Origin of the sequence: Halobacillus sp. H74 (assembly GCF_052246715.1) — a bacterium.
GTDB classification, from domain to species: Bacteria; Bacillota; Bacilli; order Bacillales; family Halobacillaceae; genus Halobacillus; species Halobacillus litoralis_A.
The window spans coordinates 99,868-117,289 of record NZ_JBQQCI010000006.1 but is presented as its reverse complement, the minus strand read 5'-3'; the positions used below and the strand labels follow the sequence as shown (position 1 = coordinate 117,289).

The window sequence follows — 17,422 nt, the reverse complement described above, 5'->3', positions numbered from 1 at the left end:
AGAAGCCGAGTTGCACGATTTTATAGTGCAACTCGGCTTCTTTTATCATTTCGATGAGACATTTGGGGTCTTACTCCTCCATGAGCTTTACTTATCGTTTGATATTGATGGTGAATATCGCCAACCTCCTTTGTCCACGCATACCCACAGCAAGCATCAACCGACAGGTGATTCGTGAGAAGCAACAACAAAATTTAACAGCTCCACTAGATTGAAAAGGGCTTTTCAATGGTCTCGCTAGAAATGGCATTTTTTAATCAGGAGAATTTATGTATCAGTTCCTTCAGGTCATTCCAACCATAGGCCGTTTCCTCATAGGTTCCTTGCCCGATAGTCACCGTTTCAGCTTCAATCGGATCTGCTCCATACTTTATATAAAACCTGCTGGAAGGATTATGGGTAAGCACCCATACAAGTAGTGACTCATAACCCGCTTTTTCCATTCCTTCTGCAAACACCTTTAATAACTGCTTACCATACCCTTGACCTTGATACTCATCCAATAAATAAATCGCATAGATTTCTCCATCAAATCCATAGTTTTTCGTGCGCTCTTTTCCGCCAGAGACGAAACCGACGACTTCCTTCTCATCGTTTTCGATAACGAAAGCGATTTGACCATTCACAGGCGTCCGCAATACCGTTTCCCATAATGCAATCCGGTGTTCTACTGTCGTGTTGCTTAAGTCTCTTTCATCAATCAAATCTTTATAAGTGGATTTCCAGCTTTTCACATGAATTTCAGCGATGGTTTCTGCATCTTCAAAATGGGCAACTCTTACTTCAGGCATTTCCCTCTTCCCTTCCATCCTCTTTTTTTATATTGTAACAAAAAAAGACGATGCTCGTATGGCATCATCTTTTCACCCATTTGTTCATCTACATTGAAAACTGGAGATATGGCGTGTGTCAAACCCTGTGTATATCCACTGGCGTTGTCGCCGTTGCCAGCGGTACCCTGCTACCGAAGTTCTGCCTATGAATGTCGGATAGAACCAGAATGAACGCCCATTTTCAAGACGAATCCATGTGTACCGGTACAAACATCCGAATAATGACCCTGGATCCACGGCAAACAGCGTAGCATTTTGTGCTTGTGGTGGCGATGTTGGAGGTGGCGGCAATTGTCCGCCTGGTCCTCCTCCGGGTGGGGGTCCCTGCGGCGGTTGGCCAGGCCCTCCTCCGAATGGTGGTCCTTGCGGCGGTTGGCCAGGGCCTCCCCCGAATGGCGGTCCTTGCGGTGGTCGGCCAGGGCCTCCCCCGAATGGCGGTCCTTGCGGTGGTCGGCCAGGGCCTCCCCCGAATGGCGGTCCTTGCCCAGGCCATATCTGCCCAAAAGGAAATCCTTGCTGTCGGTCCATAACGATCAATTCCTTTCTCGGAAGTATCCCTATACGATATGCACCACATAGGCAGGTGTGATTACAGCGTCAGAAAAAAAACAGAGCCGATGGCACCAAGAACGACGAAAATGATATGAATATTCAACCAAGCCAAAAAAATCGTCACTAAACCAGCCATCACACCTATTTGGGGGGCATCTGGTTTTACACTCATGATCCCCGGGAAGATTAAAGCTCCCAGAGCAGCATAAGGAATAGCATTCAACCACCGATCCATCCACTTAGGGAATGTAATGAAATCCACTATCAGCGCAGGAACCAAACGGGGAATCGCGGTAACAACAGCCATTCCGATGATCATCCAAATAATCATCCCTCAACCTCCTCTCCATCATCTAAGATCCAAATCCCGCTGAACCCTCCGACAACAGTTCCAATTACAATCGCCCAACCCTGGTTCATCCCGAAAGTCTGACACATAAAGTTAATCAACATCGCTAAAATGGCTATCAATGCAATGCGGACATTTTTTTTAACTGAAGGAATAAGCAAACCGATGAACATAGCATAAAGCGCAATTCCCATACTATCACTCAGCCTGGAAGGCATAACGTCACCGAGGACTCCACCTAGATAAGAGCCTCCCACCCAAGATATATAAGCAGTTAAAATCAATGAAGTATAGAACAGCCCGCCATGTGTTTCTTTCGCTTCTTTCCGATAAAGTGCGGACATCGTGAATGTTTCGTCCGTCAAACCTAGAGTTAATGGTAATTTTGCACGAAGAGCGATGGTCTTTAAGCGATTGACAAAAGAAAGACTCATTACAAAGTGTCTGAAGTTGAGAACGAAGGTTGCGATAATGACCTCAATGATTCCTGTCCCTGTCGCAACCATCCCAACAGCTAGAAACTGGGCTGCTCCCGCAAATACAAGTACACTCATCAGCGTAAGTTCAAGATTGGTCATCCCAGTTTGACTGGCCAGTACCCCGTAGGTTAATGCAATCGGTAAGTACCCGAGCATAATGGGTAATCCTGCAACTATTCCTCTTTGAATCATATGTAAACGACTTGATGAGGCAGAGCGTTCAATCGCTTGAGATTCCATGCCCCAGTCCCCCTGTTTTTCAAATTTCCACCATTATACACGACCAGCATCTTCTTTTGAAGGTGGCTCGTTTAATTTTATGAATAAGATGAAATGACCTAAGAGCACCTCTCCTTTTTTTGTTACCCACCCAGGAATTTAATGGTTTTAAAAAACTCCCTCCATCAAGCCTGAAAAGTATTGACAAGCGGTGATGATTCTTTTATGATGAATTCACAACACTTCATTACTTAAAAGCGTTTAAGCGAAAAAGAATAGATTGTATCACGAATATCGCAGTAGATAGTCGAAAAGCAGCAATCAGAGACCAGGTGAATGGTGGAAACTTGGGCTGTTCGTTTATCGAATTACAGTATTCTTTGAAAAGTGATACACCAAACAAGTGGGTAATATATTTACCAACAAGGGTGGTACCGCGGAGTCTGAGCTTCGTCCCTGTTTCAGGGCGGAGCTTTTTGTTATGGAGAAAAAAAGGAGGAACCATTATGCTGCATTTACAACCAAAGAAATTGCCGACTATCTTAGAAGCAAGTCTACTATTGCTCACCACCATTGGAATCATCAGCTATTTTATCATCTCGATCCAAACCGTTCCCCATGTTCCTATTTTAATCGGAATCCTTGTGATGCTTCTGTATGGTTTCATGAAAAAGATGTCTTTTAAAGATCTTCAATACGGGATGACACAGGGTGCACAGACAGGCATGGGTGCCGTGCTATTATTTTTCATCATCGGAATTTTGATTTCCAGCTGGATGGCCAGCGGTACGATTCCTGTATTGATAAACACAGGATTCCTGCTAGCTGGAGGGCCCTGGTTCTTAGCAATCATTTTTGCTGTAACGGCAATCATCGGGATCGCTCTCGGCAGCTCTTTCACCACTGCCGCTACTGTCGGTGTCGCTTTTATCGGTGTTGCTCAATCCATGGATGTTTCCTTAGCTATGACTGCAGGTGCTATCGTTTCCGGTGCATTCTTCGGTGATAAAATGTCTCCATTATCCGATACGACCAATTTAGCTTCTACTGTAGTGAAAGTAGACCTTTTTGATCATATCAAGAATATGACATGGACGACGATTCCTTCCTTTATCATCGCTTTCGTCCTCTTTATCTTTTTATCTCCTGAGGGAAGTGCAAATGTCGAGCAGCTGAATAGCTTCCAGACAGGTTTAGCTGACGCAGGCTTGATGCACTGGAGTTCGTGGATTCCTTTAGCTGCATTAATTGCAATGACCATCACTAAACGACCGGCTTTTCTATCCTTAGCAACAAGCAGTATCATTGCTACTTTGATTGCAGGTTTCCGCGGTGTCTTGGAATGGGGGGCCCTCTGGGGTACATGGTTCGATGGTTTCCAAGCCGATACAGGTAATGAAGTCGTCAATGAACTACTCACACGCGGAGGAATGAATGGGATGCTTTTCACTGTTTCCCTGGTCATTTTAGCCCTGGCTCTTGGTGGGTTGTTCTTTGTCACGGGAGTCATTCCGTCTATCCTGTCACGGTTGCAAAAATCGTTGAGAACGGCTAGATCAGCGACATTATCAACGGCATTCACCGCCATTGGCATCAATATCGCCATTGGTGAGCAATACCTTTCAATTCTGCTCACTGGTGAAGCCTATCAAGACGTGTATGAAAAAGCTGGATTAGCCAGAAAAAACCTATCAAGGACACTTGAAGATGCAGGCACTGTCATTAATCCCCTTGTACCATGGAGCGTCTGTGGAGTATTTTTGGCAGATGTGCTCGGTGTACCCGTATTGGATTATTTGCCGTTCGCTTTCTTCTGTTTACTCAGTCCGCTTTTGACAATTCTCTTCGGGTTCACTGGAAAAACATTAACCCCAAAAGGATCTGAGAATATACAATCGCTTGAAAAAGCCAATTAAAAATCAAAGCGCCTCCGAAGACGGGGGCGCTTTTTGAATGGTTCCATCATAAATTAAATTCCAACACCAAAAATGTAATTTTTTCTAAAGGCTGCGAATCCGGTTCACTATCATTGAAATTCAGGGTTCTGCTCATTATAAGTTCTCATCTATTGAATAATCCGGTTGAAACAAACCAAACTACCAAGAAACGGCTCATCGAATAAAGAGGTGGAATGGATGGATCAATTCGAACACCATGAAGAAACAAATGAAAATTGGCATATGGCCCATGCTGAAGCAGAACAAGTTCTTGACGATGTTGCTTTTTACCGGACCTTGATCGCCAATGTGATTTTTCTTGGCAAAGAAGGCGCAGATGATTGGGTGCTCGTAGATTGCGGGATTGGTCATTATAGCAAGAGAATTATGGAAGCAGCGGAAAAACGCTATGGAGGCAAGCCTCCTCAAGCCATCATTCTGACACATGGCCACTTTGATCATGTCGGTTCAGCGAAGAAATTAGCAGATCATTGGCGGGTTCCTATCTATATACATCCTATGGAAATGGACTATGTCACAGGTAAACGGGACTACCCTGTAGGAGATGCAACAGTAGGAGGAGGGCTCTTTGCTATTATGTCCCCTTTTTTCCCGACAGACCCTGTAGACTTAAGCAAGTATATTCACCCCATTCCTAATGATGGCAATCTCCCCTTCTTAAAAGAATGGCGGGTGATTCATACTCCAGGTCATACCCCTGGGCATATCTCCTTATTCCGGGACAAAGACCGTACATTGATTACAGGAGACGCTTTCATTACAGTCAAACAGGAATCAAGCTTGGCTGTTTTCATCCAACATCAACATGTTCACGGCCCACCGGCTTATTTCACACACAACTGGAATGAAGCAGAAAAATCTGTCCAGAAATTAGCAAAGCTGAATCCAGCAGTTGCGGTGACCGGCCATGGATTACCAATGGAAGATGAATTATTAGCCAATCAATTAAGTGACCTTGCAACAAACTTCAAGGAATTAGCGGTACCCAAACATAAAAACAAGGAACACTAATAAGGTAACCCTTAGAAGGGGTTGCCTTTTTCCTTGCTGATAATCTCTTCGATTTTCCTCAATCCCACGAGAAGCCTCGGACTCGGACGACAGAAAAGGGATTCTTCCAAAACATGAATACGGTCCTGCTTAACTGCGGTTAGTTCATCCCACCCCGGTCTCTTTCTTATTAGATCAGGATTCATCTTTTCTTCTTTCACTCCGACCCACACCATGCATATATGATCCGGATCTCGCCGCTTCACATCTTCCCAATCAGTCTGGACACTTGCTGTATTTTCATCTCGAAAAATGTTGTAGGCACCTGCAAGCTCACTGATTTCTGTCAACCAGTTCATCCCTCCTGGTGTAAATACAGGTTTCGGCCACCATTCCCAGTAAAGAGAAGGCTTATCTCCACTCTGCTCAGCTCTTGTTTTGAATTTCTCTATCTCCAAAATAAATGTATGCGCTTTCGTATTTGCTTCCGCTTCGATACCAATGGCTTTTCCCACCCGGCGAATATCTTCTGAAATCTCATAAATACTGTTTGGATTCAATATAATATAAGGTAGACCATATTCATCCAGACCTTCAATATTTTTCTCCATACCTGGAACAGACAAGGAAGCAAGAACTAAATCTGGTTGCAGTTCTGCTACTTTTTCTATATCAATAGATAAGTCAGGTCCAAGTTTAGGCAATCTCTCCACTTGGGCAGGGTAATCAGAATAATTGTCGACACCAACCAACAGATGTACGCGGTCAAGATAGGCGATAATTTCGGTATTACTAGGGCAAATCGACACAATTCTCACATTCTCACCTCTTTTTTCAGAATCCTCTGATGTTTCATTTTCTTTCATTATAGCTTATATTTAAGTTATGGAAAAAGGAAGAAAGGGATGATCCCATGACCACTACACTCCTTGATACGACGAGAGGGATAGTTGAATTTACATATAAAGGTGTTGGACCGGCACTATTGTTGTTGAAAGGCGGTCACTCCACCCGGAATACCGACCTGTCCCACAGCAGTCTCGTTTATGAAGGCTTTTCTTTATTGACGGTTTCCAGGCCTGGTTACGATTATACGGAACCATCCACTGGAAGAACACCTGAGGAATTCGCTGAGACCATTGTAGAAATACTTGATCATTTAAATATTGAAAGTGTGAGCGTTATCGCAATATCAGCTGCTGGCCCAACAGGAATCGCCTTAGCCTCCAGTCATCCTGAACGTGTAAATAAGCTCTTGATGGAAGCGGCATTAACCAGCCCCTGGAACAAAAAAACCAAACAAAAGGCGAAAATCCTCTTCGGTCCTGCCGAAAGAATTGTTTGGGGCAGTTTAAGAACGTTGCTCAAGTTTTTCCCCGATCTTATTATGAAACAACTTCTTTCAGAAATGACGACAGAAGATGTGGACGCCTATCTAGAACGGCTCTCACCTAATGACCGCCGCTTCATTTATGATATGTTATCTACCTCTCAATCAGGAAAAGGCTTCACGAATGACTTAGAACACACGGTTCCTGATATGAACCGTTTAGATGTCCCTGTATTGGGGATGTATTCACAAAAAGATAGAAGTGTTCCCTACACCAATGCTTTGTTATTGAAATCCTCAGTTCCCGATTGTGAAATTTTCGAAGTGGATGCAGACAGTCATTTGATTTGGATTGGAAAAGATGCTCAGGAAGTATGGAAGAAACGGTTGGAATTTTTGAGTCAATCCTAAACCACTCGGAGGGGATCATCATGGATGTTGTAAAAAGCACACAGATGTTAGACAAGTTCTTGAAGTTTTATGATCAAGCTGCCCAAGTTCCGCCACACCAGCGTTATCAGCTATGGGTGGAGCATTACGCCTTTCCATATACACCACCTGGTTACCATCAGGATCAATTAGCCAAAGAAATGCTGGAGTACGCATGGGATCAGTACACTCACGTCTATGAAAAGATCCAATTCTTTGAAGTTGATTCTGTCGCATTGAGTGAACAAGTGGAATCAATTAAGCAGACGCTCCAGTGCACTGAACCGGTACACCTTACAGTCCTGTTTTTTGTCGGCACATTCGAAACAGATCCATTTATCGTTAAAGACGATCATCGATATACCCTTTGCTTCCCTGTCGAACTCGCATCAAGCAGAACAAGACTATGTCAGGAATTGACACGTGTTGTGCATTGCAGTCAATCAGGGCTTGCACCCAGTCATACACGGACTCTCGGACAACTGATTTTTCAAGAAGGACTTTCTTTACACACAACACAAGTGCTCCTCCAAAGTGATGAAGTGGCAGAACGTTCCTCTACCTGGAATAAAGAGAAGTGCAGCCGTGAGCCGAACCGGGTCATGATCAACATACTCCCACATTTACACCGCACCGATTATGAAGCGCTCTATTCTTTCACCAAAGGGACAGGAGCATCCGGTTATGAAAAAGAAGCCAATTATACAGGATGGTTAGTCGTCGGTCATCTTTTAGAACAAAGCAGCACGCTTTATGAATTAGCCAAAATTCATAAAGACGATGTCGATTCTCTTGTAGAAAAATCCCTCTTTTCACTCCTGAACCAAGCTTACCTGACACAGGCCCAAGAATGATCTTTTAAGTTGAACCGTTTTTTTAACAAAAGGCCTTTATTTCATTTGGACCATCTGTTATACTGAAGTTAATTATTCATTGTTCGATAAGATTCATGCAAGAGAAGATGTTTCAAAAGATGTCGTCTTGATGGAACTTGAAAGAGCAAGAATAGTAATACAATGTGGAATTTTTCCACGCAGGAGGTAATTGTACATGGTCGAAGGTACAGTAAAATGGTTTAACGCAGAAAAAGGTTTCGGATTTATTGAAGTAGAAGGTCAAGACGACGTCTTCGTACACTTCTCTGCTATTCAAGAAGAAGGATTCAAATCCCTTGAAGAAGGACAAGTTGTTTCTTTCGAAATTGAAGAAGGTCAGCGTGGACCACAAGCAGCTAACGTTCAAAAATAAGGACGTATAAAAAACTCCCCTGTCGCAGGGGAGTTTTTTTATGCAATAAAGTTTTTTGTATCACGTGAAGCACAATTTCCAAAGTAAAAAACAGACCGGGGAATCCCCGGTCTGTTCTTCTCTCTACTCTACATCCTGTTCTGTCAAAATGACCGGTCCCTCTTTTGTAACGGCTACTGTGTGCTCATATTGAGCGGACAATGTGCCATCAACTGTGCGAGCCGTCCAGTTATTTTCATCCATTTGACTGGCCCATCCGCCGATATTGATCATCGGCTCAATGGTAATGACCATCCCCTCTTTCAATCGGGCGCCTTTTCCAGCTGCGCCAAAGTGAGGAATATAGGGATCTTCATGAATGGATTCACCGATGCCGTGTCCGGTGAAATCACGGACAACCGAATACCCCTCCCCTTCTGCATAAGCTTGGATGGCATGGCCGATATCACCGATTCGATTACCCGGTACTGCCTGCTCTATTCCTTTATACAACGATGTTTTGGTAACATCCATCAGTTTTTGGGCTTCCTCACTGACTTCACCGACCGCATGCGTCCATGCAGAGTCTGCCAGGAATCCATTCAAGTTTACAACCATGTCAATTGTAACAATGTCCCTCTCTTCAAGCTGCTCTTTTCGAGGGAAGCCATGACAAATCTCATCATTAATCGAGGCGCATGTAGTGAATTCGTATCCCTGGTACCCTTTTTGTTCCCCTGTCGCCCCACGCTCTGCCAGATATTTTTCAACGAAATTTTCGATTTCCATAGTCGTAACACCTGGTTTTATAAATGTACGAAGTTGTTTGTGTACACTTGCTAACAACTTCCCTGCTTCGTGCATCTTTTCAATTTCTCTTTGACTCTTACGTTTAATCATATGTTCAATCCTCTCTACTTTTTACATATGCAAGTATCCATTAGTATGATAACGAAAAAATGAAGAAACGACCACCCCGGATGCTCATTCTATGTCTTTAATCGGTTTGGCAGGATTTCCACCGACAAACACATTGGCGGGCACGTCTTTCGTCACTACAGCTCCCGCACCAATAATGACGTTATCTCCGATTGTTACTCCTGGGTTAACGACTGCACTTCCTCCTATCCAGACGTCATTTCCAATCGTAATCGGTTTTCCAGCTTCCAATCCACTTGCGCGCGTTTTCCTATCGATAGGGTGAGTGGCTGTATATAATTGGACATTCGGACCAATCAATACACGTTTTCCGATTGTGATTGGACAAACATCTAAAAATACACAGTTGAAATTAGCAAAGAACCGCTCCCCTACGTGGATATTGTATCCATAATCACAATAAAAAGGGGGCTCGAGACCCATTTCTCCTTCAATAGTTCCAAATAAATCTTCAATCAATTGATTTCGGTAGTGATTCTCAGAATCCTTTGTCTGGTTCAGTGAATTAGTCAACTGCCTTGCACGAGATCTTTCAATTATCAACTCATCATCCCATGGTTCGTATAATTCTCCAGTTAACATTTTTTCTTTTTCCGTCACACCCATCACCTCTACCTTATGTTAAGTTCTTCCTTTACTTTACCATATATTTTCGCTAATCTAGGGAGAAATGAAGGAGGTAACCCCCTATGCAAACACGTGAATTGAATGGTTCAGATGCTGCACGGTATTACGAACTCCGTCTAGAAGCATTATTAACCAACCCAGATGCCTTTATCACAACTTATGAACAAGAAAAACAAAGACCTGACCCAATAAAAACGACAGCCGATCGTTTGGATAGCAAAACATCCCGCACCTTTGGTCTTTTCTCGGAAGAAACTCTTGTCGGGGTGGTTACTTTAATTAAAGAAGCTCATCCAAAATTCGCTCACAAAGCATCGATCGTAGCGATGTACATAACACCGGAAAACAGAAGAAAAGGCGGGGCAGAGCTGTTGATCCAGGAGGTCATTCTTTTTTCTCAAGCCATTCACTTAGAAGTTCTCCATTTAAGTGTAGTAACGGACAATCAACCTGCGAAAAAACTCTATGAGAAACTGGGGTTCGAATCCTATGGTGTCGAACGCAAAGCGATCAAGCTGCCAGATCGGTACTTAGATGAAGAACACATGGAACTTTTTCTCAAACAATGAAACGTCTGACACCCTCAAACGTATGAGTAAGCGAAGGTATTTTGTGGGAAAGGGTGGAAATTATGATTGAAATCAATCACATCTCAAAAAGCTTCCCTGGTAAACAGGCTGTCAAAGATCTTTATTTGAATATTCCTGATGGTAAGATCTTCGGTTTTCTTGGGCCGAACGGTGCTGGTAAATCAACAACGATTAAAATGATGACAGGAATCTTACCTATAGATGAAGGTTCAATTAGGATAAACGGTGTCGATGTGGCAGAAGCTCCGATGAAGGCAAAGCACTTATTCGGTTACGTACCAGATCGGTCTGACATCTTTCTAAGGTTAAAAGGGATCGAATATTTGAATTTCATTGCTGACGTTTTTCATGTACCGAAGCAGGTCAGAAAGGAAAAAATCGAATACTTGACCAAAAGCTTCGGTATTTATGAAGCACTGGATGATCACATCCAAACCTATTCGCACGGGATGCGTCAAAAAATCGTCGTCAGCGGTGTACTCCTGCATGATCCAGATGTATGGATACTCGACGAGCCTTTGACAGGACTTGACCCTAAATCTTCCTATACATTAAAGGAAATGATGCGTGAACATGCAGCCAGAGGTAAAATCGTATTTTTCTCAACACATGTCTTAGAAGTCGTCGAACAGTTATGTGACGAAGTAGCTATTATCAATAATGGCCACGTGCAATTCCAAGGCAATATGGCTGAAATGAGGCAGCAATTCAAAGAAGACGACAACCTTGAGCGCCTTTTCTTGGAGTTGACTCAAAATGGGTAAAGCATGGAAACTAATGAAAATCATGGTCAAAATGCAATTGTCGATGGCTGGCAAGAGTTCCATGGAGAAATTCGGTTACGTTCTGGTAGGTCTAATGATGATCCCTTTCGGCCTGCTTATATTGTTCTTCATCCAAGGTCTGATCGGTAATATGTATGCGGCGCTCGCCCCGACAGGAAATGAAAGCGTAATTCTGGGTCTCCTCTTCGTCATGATGACCTTTGCCTTTTGTTTTATCAGTATAGGAACTGTACTCAGCTCTTTTTATTTTGCTGAAGACGTGGAATCCTTTATCGCACTTCCTTTTCAGCCTTATCAAATATTATCCGGGAAGTCAGCGGTTCCCTTTTTATCCTTATATGGATTGAACAGCGTCCTATTATTGCCGTCCCTGATATTTTACGGCCTACATAGTGGCTCCGGGCTGCTCTATTACTTATTCGCTCTCATCCTATGGTTACTGACTCCCATCATTCCGTTTGTACTCACCTCCATCGTGCTCATGTTCATCATGCGCTTTGCCAATATATCGAAGAACAAAGACCGGACAAAAGTGCTCGTAGGTCTGCTCGGATTCGTATTCGCAATAGGTATCAATGTCCTCATTCGACTGGATTCAGGTGGTTCAAACAGCGACATTGCCAATATGGTCACTGAACAAAATGCACTCCTGGAACTTGTTACGAAATTTTTCCCGAGCGCCTATTTCAGCAGCATTGCCCTTACTCAGCCAGGAACACTCAGCGGTATTTCATACTTTATCCTTATGATCGTTCTTTCCGCAGGCGCTATCGTGCTGTTTTTAACAATCGGCCAGAAATTTTACTTTAAAGGGGTGCTTGGACTCTCCGGTGGGAAAAGAAGTACTTTCAAAGAAGAGAATATCCAGAAAAAATTAAAGCAGCAACCGGTTTTATATAGTTTGTGGAGAAAAGAAATGAAAATCATTTTCCGAACGCCGACTTTCTTCACACAAATCGTGGTTCAGAGTCTCTTTCTACCCGTCTTCCTGATCATCATCATCCTTCTTGATCCAAATGGACCGCTCACAGAGATGGGAACTCAACTGAATGATATAGATGGTAAAAAAGCGATTCTGGGCATGTTCGGTTTTTCTGTTATTGCTTTCGGAATTAATCCAGCCTCTTTTTCGTCCATTTCAAGAGATGGGAAAAGCTGGAACACACATCTTCATTTACCTATCCCACCAAGTACGGTGATTTTGAGTAAGCTCTGGACATCCTTTTTCATGAATTTGTTGTCCATGCTGCTGATCAGTGCTGCCGCCTTATTTATACTCAATGTCCCCTTCACAATCTGGGGAATATGGTTTGTGCTTTCCTTAGTATTGAGCTGGATTGCCAGTATTGCAGGCTTGGTCGTCGATTTCACCAGTCCGAAGCTTAATTGGACAGACGAAAGGGAAGTTTTTAAAGGGAGGTTCATCGGAATAGCTCCGTTGGCGATTGAAGCGGTGGTTTTCGGAGTGATTATTCTTGTCCTTTGGAACATAGGTGGGCTCAAGGGGATCTGGTCGGTCTCAGCAGTCCTTTTGTCTATACTTACCTTGCTGACAGCGATCAGTCATGTAGGGTTGAAGTTTGTGGTTAAATCCAAATATCATCAGATCAGCTAGCGATAACAGATCAATCATCTGGAATAATCGGAACACCTGTAACAGCAAATAAATTCTTAATAGTGGGAGACTTGAAAAAGAAAAACACGATCTGAGTAGCTGCTCAGATCGTGTTTTTGGGTACTGCCTGTTCATTAGAGAGTTGACATACAATCATTATCCTCCGAAGAAAAAGTCGAAAATATTACCCGCTTTGGAGGCATTCTTGTTATAGAACTCCGAATACCCACAGTTCTTACAAAACACTACAGTAAATTGGTTGTTCTGGACATCGAACATTTTTGACAACCCTGCACCAGTCATTGAAACATCCTTTTGATCCGCATCTTTACTTCCACATTTGATACATCCTTGTTCGCTCATTTGAAGAAGCCTCCCTTTTTCAAATAAATTACTTCACAATCATGACAGGACATTTTGCCCGTTTGGCTACTTTATGACTCACACTACCCAATACCATTTCTTGGAGTGTATTCAAACCTCTGCTTCCGATGATGACGAGATCGAATTCTCCTTCGTTGGCATACTTGACTATAGACGGACCAGGGGCTCCATGCCGTATTTCTATGTTGAAGAAGACATTTTCCTCACTAAGAATGTTTTCGATGGGACGAAGCCGCTGGTGACGGCGTTGATCGATTGTCTCTTTATTCCCTCTGGTCAATACATCGGATTTAGATTGATCTCCATAAACCACATAGATTACTGTGACTTCCCCTGCCCTTTGAAGTGAAGAGAGTTCAGCTGCACGCTTTGCAGCTCGTATGGAATGTTCTGAGCCATCTGCTGCTAACAAAATCTTTTTATACAAAAGGAAGCCCCCTTCTGCCACTGCGATCATATTTTCCGTTTATTTTACCATGTTTTACAATTCCAGTGCAGAGAACTGCTGATAGTCCAAAATTTTGTCATTTATGTGGTAGCACCCTCTAAAACAATGAATATTAGCGAATGAGAGAGTATCAGCTGAATTTATGCGCTTACATCCGATTATGTATTTTTCCCAGATGGTGATATAATTTTCCTCGGTTTTGCCGGATTTATATGCTATCACGGATAGCATAAGTAATATTTTGAGAGAGGTGCGAATTTGAACACTGAAACACTTAAACAACAATGGTTTGGAAACGTAAAAAACGATACGCTCTCAGGGTTGGTCGTGGCAATGGCGCTCATCCCTGAAGCGATAGCTTTCTCTATCATCGCTGGAGTCGACCCCATGGTAGGTTTGTACGCTTCCTTCTGCATCGCTGTCGTCATCGCTTTTATGGGTGGTCGTCCTGGCATGATTTCTGCCGCGACCGGTGCAATGGCACTATTGATGATCACCTTAGTGAGTGAACATGGGCTGGAATACTTGCTTGCTGCTACGATTTTGACTGGTATTTTACAATTCGTATTAGGGGCACTTAAAATCGGTCAATTCATGAAGTTCATTCCAAGGTCTGTCATGATCGGCTTCGTCAATGCCCTTGGTATTCTTATTTTCACTTCCCAGCTCCCTCACTTCGAAGGGGCCGGTTGGGCCATGTATGCGATGGTCATAGGTTCACTTGCTATCATATACATTTTACCAAAATTCACTAAGGCTGTACCGTCACCGCTCGTCGCAATCGTCGTCATGACAATTGTAGCCGTCTCGACGGGAGCAGGACTGAAAACCGTCGGAGATATGGGCGAGCTATCAAGTACATTGCCCATTTTCTTACTTCCTGACATCCCATTGACCTTTGAAACGTTGCAAATCATTTTTCCGATTTCTCTAGCTCTCGCCTTTGTCGGGTTACTTGAATCGTTGCTGACTGCTCAAATCGTTGATGATATGACAGATACAGTCAGTGATAAAAACAAAGAAGCAAGGGGACAAGGGATGGCTAACGTAGTGTCAGGGCTCTTTGGCGGAATGGCTGGCTGCGCAATGATCGGGCAATCTGTCATCAATGTTTCTTCTGGCGGTCGCGGACGCTTATCCACTTTGGTCGCTGGAATTTTCATGATGCTCCTCATAATCGTTTTCAACGATTTACTGGTGCAGATTCCCATGGCAGTTCTTGTAGGGGTCATGGTTATGGTTTCCATCGGTACATTTGATTGGAGTTCCTTAACAAGATTCCACAAAGTGCCTCTCACAGACTCAGTCGTGATGGTGGTTACCGTCGGAACAGTCGTAAAGACACACGATTTGTCTAAAGGCGTTTTAGCTGGAGTCATCTTGAGCGCTATTTTCTTCGTAGCTAAGATTTCTAAGATTCATGTAGAGAAAGTTTATGAAGAAAGCACGATGACATTGGTTTATAAAGTCCGCGGTCAAGTATTCTTTGCTTCTATAGAAAATTTACTGAAACATTTCGATTATAATGTCGATGCAAAAAAAGTAGTGATCGTATTTTCGGAAGCCCATGTATGGGATGACTCTGCCGTAGCTGCTCTCGATAAGCTTGTCTTAAAATACCGGGAACATGATGTGGATGTCGAAATCGTCGGTTTGAATAAAGATAGCTCTCAACTCGTAAAACGTTTAGCGATTCATGATACTTTATCTAATCATTAAACAAAACGCAAAGCCTTTGAATTCAGGGCTTTGCGTTTTGTTTATTTTCTTCATTCCATTCTTCTCTCAACATGCTATATACTAAGGAATCTCTCCACTCGCCCTTAATCAATAAATCCTTCCTCAGCATCCCTTCTTTGATCATTCCTATTTTTTCCAAAACCCGGATGGAAGGCAGGTTCTGCGGAGAAGACGTAGCAACAACGCGGTGGAGCTCACAAGTTACAAAGCAATAGTTAAGCATCAGCAGAGTCGCCTCGGTGGCAAAACCTTCCCCCCAACGGTCCTGATGGATAATGAAGCCGACCTCCCCCACTCCGTCCCAGTCTCTTATGTTCATTTCAACATTTCCTACAACTGCCCCAGAACTCTTTTCAACAATAACAAATACAAAGCGGCCGCGGTGCCTTTGCATTCTGTCGAGCATAGCCTGCCGAACAAAAAATTTGCAGTCATCTGGAGTATTCGGCCCCCAGGGCTGGTATTTCACTGTTTCCTCATTAGAAGAATAAGGTTGGAATGCTGCCCAATCTTCTGGCAGAACTTCTCTCAAATATATACGATCATTCTCTTCTACAACGTCCATTAAACGTATCACGTCCTATGATGTATTCTCATGCGTTCACCTTAAAAAAGAGCCCGGAATGATTCCATCCACTCGGCAGGGTGCTCCTTCACCATATAGGTGCGTACCCCCTTGATGGTGTGCAAATATAGAAATCCATAGGTACCTGTCAAGCCTTTATAAGAAACATCATGAACATCTTTCAATACGAATTTCTCTGTCGGAGTGACGATTTCATCCTCATACAGATCCAGGGTCTCCTGATGCTCTATATAATGTTGTTGGTTGTTTTCAATCACACGTGTTTTCACAAAAACAGACTGAGAGCAAATCAAAAGAATCGTCCTTTCTTCCTAAACTTCTAACCTGATTATAACTTATATAGTAGTTGAGTGCCTGTGCCAGATAAAAGAAAGCGATATAACTTTCCTTCCCTTCATTTTTATATTAGGATGGTAAAGGTGTTTTTTTTGCACAACCTAAACACAAGAGGGAGGACTATCATGAGCGATCGTAATAAAGGAATTATCTTACTACTCATATCCGCTTTCGGCTTCTCGATGATGGCTGCGCTCGTCAAGCTATCAGGAGATGTACCGACAGTTCAAAAGACTCTATTCCGTAACCTGGTGTCTGCGATCATCGCATTCGGTTTCGTTCTATACAATAAAGAGCGTTTGTTCGGTAAAAAAGAGCACCAAAAGCTGTTACTTTCCCGTTCAGCACTTGGCACTATCGGTATGGTCCTGTTTTTTTATGCCATTGATAACCTTGTCCTCTCTGACGCGGACATGCTCAACAAGTTGAGCCCATTTTTATTGATTATATTTTCAGCTATCTTTTTGAAAGAGAAAGCACGTATGTATCAAGTACTAGCCATAATCATCGCTTTCTTAGGCACGTTGTTTATCATCAAGCCCGCCTTTTCTCTTGAACTCATCCCTTACTTAGCCGGAATCTTTTCCGCTGTATTCGCAGCAGGAGCCTATACTTTATTACGTGTGTTAGGAGATAAAGAAAAATTCTACACCATCGTCTTTTATTTTTCCTTTTTCACGACAGTAACCTTGTTGCCTTTTACTATAGCGTTTTATGAGCCGATGACAGGAAAGCAGTGGGTGTACCTGCTATCCGCAGGTGCTTTTGCGACTTTAGGTCAATTTGGACTGACCATTGCATACAAATACGCGCCCGCACGGGAGATTTCGATTTTCTTCTATTCCACAGTCGTTTATTCCGCACTGATTAGTATTTTCTTATTCGGACAAATTCCTGACATCCTCAGCATACTGGGATATATCACCATCTTCGGCGCTTCTTTGTATATGTTCTTGAAAAATAACAAAGAGGCAAAAAATGCAGAGACTGCCTGAGATTTTCGACA

22 protein-coding genes are annotated in these 17,422 nt (G+C 43.1%); 11 read left to right on the top strand and 11 right to left on the bottom strand.

Annotated features, from left to right (window positions below):
• Nucleotides 1-80 precede the first annotated feature (80 nt).
• Nucleotides 81-215, top strand: a complete 135-nt coding sequence (locus ACTWPX_RS14605) for a hypothetical protein (protein ID WP_443120381.1) — start codon at nucleotides 81-83, stop codon at nucleotides 213-215.
• Between the two features lie 42 nt (nucleotides 216-257).
• On the opposite strand, the gene ACTWPX_RS14600 is transcribed toward ACTWPX_RS14605, so the two are convergent.
• From ACTWPX_RS14600 to ACTWPX_RS14585, 4 genes are all read right to left on the bottom strand, one after another.
• A complete protein-coding gene (locus ACTWPX_RS14600; RefSeq protein WP_443120380.1) occupies nucleotides 258-791 on the bottom strand; it encodes a GNAT family N-acetyltransferase in 534 nt (177 codons plus the stop codon).
• A gap of 84 nt (nucleotides 792-875) precedes the next feature.
• Nucleotides 876-1,361: a hypothetical protein gene (locus tag ACTWPX_RS14595; RefSeq protein WP_443120379.1), complete on the bottom strand. Its 486-nt coding sequence runs from the start codon at nucleotides 1,359-1,361 to the stop codon at nucleotides 876-878.
• Nucleotides 1,362-1,422: 61 nt separating this feature from the next.
• Nucleotides 1,423-1,716 carry an AzlD domain-containing protein gene (locus ACTWPX_RS14590; protein WP_443120378.1) on the bottom strand — a complete coding sequence of 98 codons (294 nt, stop codon included), beginning with the start codon at nucleotides 1,714-1,716 and terminating at the stop codon, nucleotides 1,423-1,425.
• The gene (locus ACTWPX_RS14585) at nucleotides 1,713-2,453 is read right to left on the bottom strand and encodes an AzlC family ABC transporter permease (protein WP_443120377.1); all 741 of its coding nucleotides are present in this window, start codon (nucleotides 2,451-2,453) and stop codon (nucleotides 1,713-1,715) included. Before ACTWPX_RS14585 ends, ACTWPX_RS14590 begins: the two co-directional genes overlap by 4 nt.
• A 485-nt stretch (nucleotides 2,454-2,938) precedes the next feature.
• Here ACTWPX_RS14585 and nhaC point away from each other — a divergent pair, with 485 nt between their 5' ends.
• On the top strand, nucleotides 2,939-4,348 hold the full coding sequence (gene nhaC / locus ACTWPX_RS14580) for a Na+/H+ antiporter NhaC (RefSeq protein ID WP_443120376.1): 1,410 nt from the start codon (nucleotides 2,939-2,941) through the stop codon (nucleotides 4,346-4,348).
• A gap of 219 nt (nucleotides 4,349-4,567) precedes the next feature.
• The gene (locus tag ACTWPX_RS14575; protein WP_443120375.1) at nucleotides 4,568-5,401 is read left to right on the top strand and encodes an MBL fold metallo-hydrolase; all 834 of its coding nucleotides are present in this window, start codon (nucleotides 4,568-4,570) and stop codon (nucleotides 5,399-5,401) included.
• 11 nt (nucleotides 5,402-5,412) lie between these two features.
• Here the strand turns inward: ACTWPX_RS14575 and ACTWPX_RS14570 are convergent, their stop codons facing one another.
• Nucleotides 5,413-6,198: a cobalamin-binding protein gene (locus tag ACTWPX_RS14570; protein ID WP_443120374.1), complete on the bottom strand. Its 786-nt coding sequence runs from the start codon at nucleotides 6,196-6,198 to the stop codon at nucleotides 5,413-5,415.
• A 95-nt stretch (nucleotides 6,199-6,293) separates the two neighbouring features.
• On the opposite strand from ACTWPX_RS14570, the gene ACTWPX_RS14565 reads away from it, so the two are divergent.
• The 3 genes from ACTWPX_RS14565 (at nucleotide 6,294) to ACTWPX_RS14555 (ending at nucleotide 8,387) form a co-directional block, all read left to right on the top strand.
• Nucleotides 6,294-7,121 (top strand): alpha/beta fold hydrolase, encoded by an 828-nt coding sequence (locus ACTWPX_RS14565; RefSeq protein ID WP_443120373.1) that lies wholly within the window; start codon nucleotides 6,294-6,296, stop codon nucleotides 7,119-7,121.
• Nucleotides 7,122-7,141: 20 nt separating this feature from the next.
• Nucleotides 7,142-7,993, top strand: coding sequence for a hypothetical protein (locus ACTWPX_RS14560; protein WP_443120372.1), 852 nt, complete (start codon nucleotides 7,142-7,144; stop codon nucleotides 7,991-7,993).
• A gap of 196 nt (nucleotides 7,994-8,189) precedes the next feature.
• Nucleotides 8,190-8,387, top strand: coding sequence for a cold-shock protein (locus ACTWPX_RS14555; protein WP_089653196.1), 198 nt, complete (start codon nucleotides 8,190-8,192; stop codon nucleotides 8,385-8,387).
• A gap of 123 nt (nucleotides 8,388-8,510) precedes the next feature.
• Here ACTWPX_RS14555 and map read toward each other — a convergent pair whose 3' ends face one another.
• Nucleotides 8,511-9,266, bottom strand: a complete 756-nt coding sequence (gene map, locus ACTWPX_RS14550) for a type I methionyl aminopeptidase (RefSeq protein WP_443120371.1) — start codon at nucleotides 9,264-9,266, stop codon at nucleotides 8,511-8,513.
• Nucleotides 9,267-9,350: 84 nt separating this feature from the next.
• Complete coding sequence (locus tag ACTWPX_RS14545; RefSeq protein WP_443120370.1) at nucleotides 9,351-9,911, bottom strand: sugar O-acetyltransferase; 561 nt, start codon at nucleotides 9,909-9,911, stop codon at nucleotides 9,351-9,353.
• Nucleotides 9,912-9,994: 83 nt separating this feature from the next.
• On the opposite strand from ACTWPX_RS14545, the gene ACTWPX_RS14540 reads away from it, so the two are divergent.
• The 3 genes from ACTWPX_RS14540 to ACTWPX_RS14530 all read left to right on the top strand — a co-directional run bounded on the left by ACTWPX_RS14540 (nucleotide 9,995) and on the right by ACTWPX_RS14530 (nucleotide 12,922).
• Nucleotides 9,995-10,501 carry a GNAT family N-acetyltransferase gene (locus tag ACTWPX_RS14540; protein WP_443120369.1) on the top strand — a complete coding sequence of 169 codons (507 nt, stop codon included), beginning with the start codon at nucleotides 9,995-9,997 and terminating at the stop codon, nucleotides 10,499-10,501.
• A gap of 62 nt (nucleotides 10,502-10,563) precedes the next feature.
• Nucleotides 10,564-11,286, top strand: coding sequence for an ABC transporter ATP-binding protein (locus ACTWPX_RS14535; protein ID WP_443120368.1), 723 nt, complete (start codon nucleotides 10,564-10,566; stop codon nucleotides 11,284-11,286).
• Nucleotides 11,279-12,922: a putative ABC transporter permease subunit gene (locus ACTWPX_RS14530; RefSeq protein ID WP_443120367.1), complete on the top strand. Its 1,644-nt coding sequence runs from the start codon at nucleotides 11,279-11,281 to the stop codon at nucleotides 12,920-12,922. The genes ACTWPX_RS14535 and ACTWPX_RS14530 overlap by 8 nt, the downstream gene beginning before the upstream one ends.
• A gap of 156 nt (nucleotides 12,923-13,078) precedes the next feature.
• Here the strand turns inward: ACTWPX_RS14530 and ACTWPX_RS14525 are convergent, their stop codons facing one another.
• Together ACTWPX_RS14525 and ACTWPX_RS14520 are read right to left on the bottom strand one after the other, a co-directional pair.
• Nucleotides 13,079-13,285, bottom strand: a complete 207-nt coding sequence (locus tag ACTWPX_RS14525; protein WP_443120366.1) for a zinc ribbon domain-containing protein — start codon at nucleotides 13,283-13,285, stop codon at nucleotides 13,079-13,081.
• A 28-nt stretch (nucleotides 13,286-13,313) separates the two neighbouring features.
• Nucleotides 13,314-13,733 (bottom strand): universal stress protein, encoded by a 420-nt coding sequence (locus tag ACTWPX_RS14520; RefSeq protein ID WP_443120365.1) that lies wholly within the window; start codon nucleotides 13,731-13,733, stop codon nucleotides 13,314-13,316.
• A gap of 279 nt (nucleotides 13,734-14,012) precedes the next feature.
• Here ACTWPX_RS14520 and ACTWPX_RS14515 point away from each other — a divergent pair, with 279 nt between their 5' ends.
• Nucleotides 14,013-15,473 (top strand): SulP family inorganic anion transporter, encoded by a 1,461-nt coding sequence (locus ACTWPX_RS14515; RefSeq protein WP_443120364.1) that lies wholly within the window; start codon nucleotides 14,013-14,015, stop codon nucleotides 15,471-15,473.
• Nucleotides 15,474-15,495: 22 nt separating this feature from the next.
• Here the strand turns inward: ACTWPX_RS14515 and ACTWPX_RS14510 are convergent, their stop codons facing one another.
• The gene (locus ACTWPX_RS14510; protein ID WP_443120363.1) at nucleotides 15,496-16,059 is read right to left on the bottom strand and encodes a GNAT family N-acetyltransferase; all 564 of its coding nucleotides are present in this window, start codon (nucleotides 16,057-16,059) and stop codon (nucleotides 15,496-15,498) included.
• Nucleotides 16,060-16,100: 41 nt separating this feature from the next.
• Nucleotides 16,101-16,373: a hypothetical protein gene (locus ACTWPX_RS14505; protein WP_128523753.1), complete on the bottom strand. Its 273-nt coding sequence runs from the start codon at nucleotides 16,371-16,373 to the stop codon at nucleotides 16,101-16,103.
• Between the two features lie 168 nt (nucleotides 16,374-16,541).
• Between ACTWPX_RS14505 and ACTWPX_RS14500 the strand changes: the two genes are divergently transcribed.
• Nucleotides 16,542-17,411: a DMT family transporter gene (locus tag ACTWPX_RS14500; protein WP_443120362.1), complete on the top strand. Its 870-nt coding sequence runs from the start codon at nucleotides 16,542-16,544 to the stop codon at nucleotides 17,409-17,411.
• Nucleotides 17,412-17,422 lie beyond the last annotated feature (11 nt).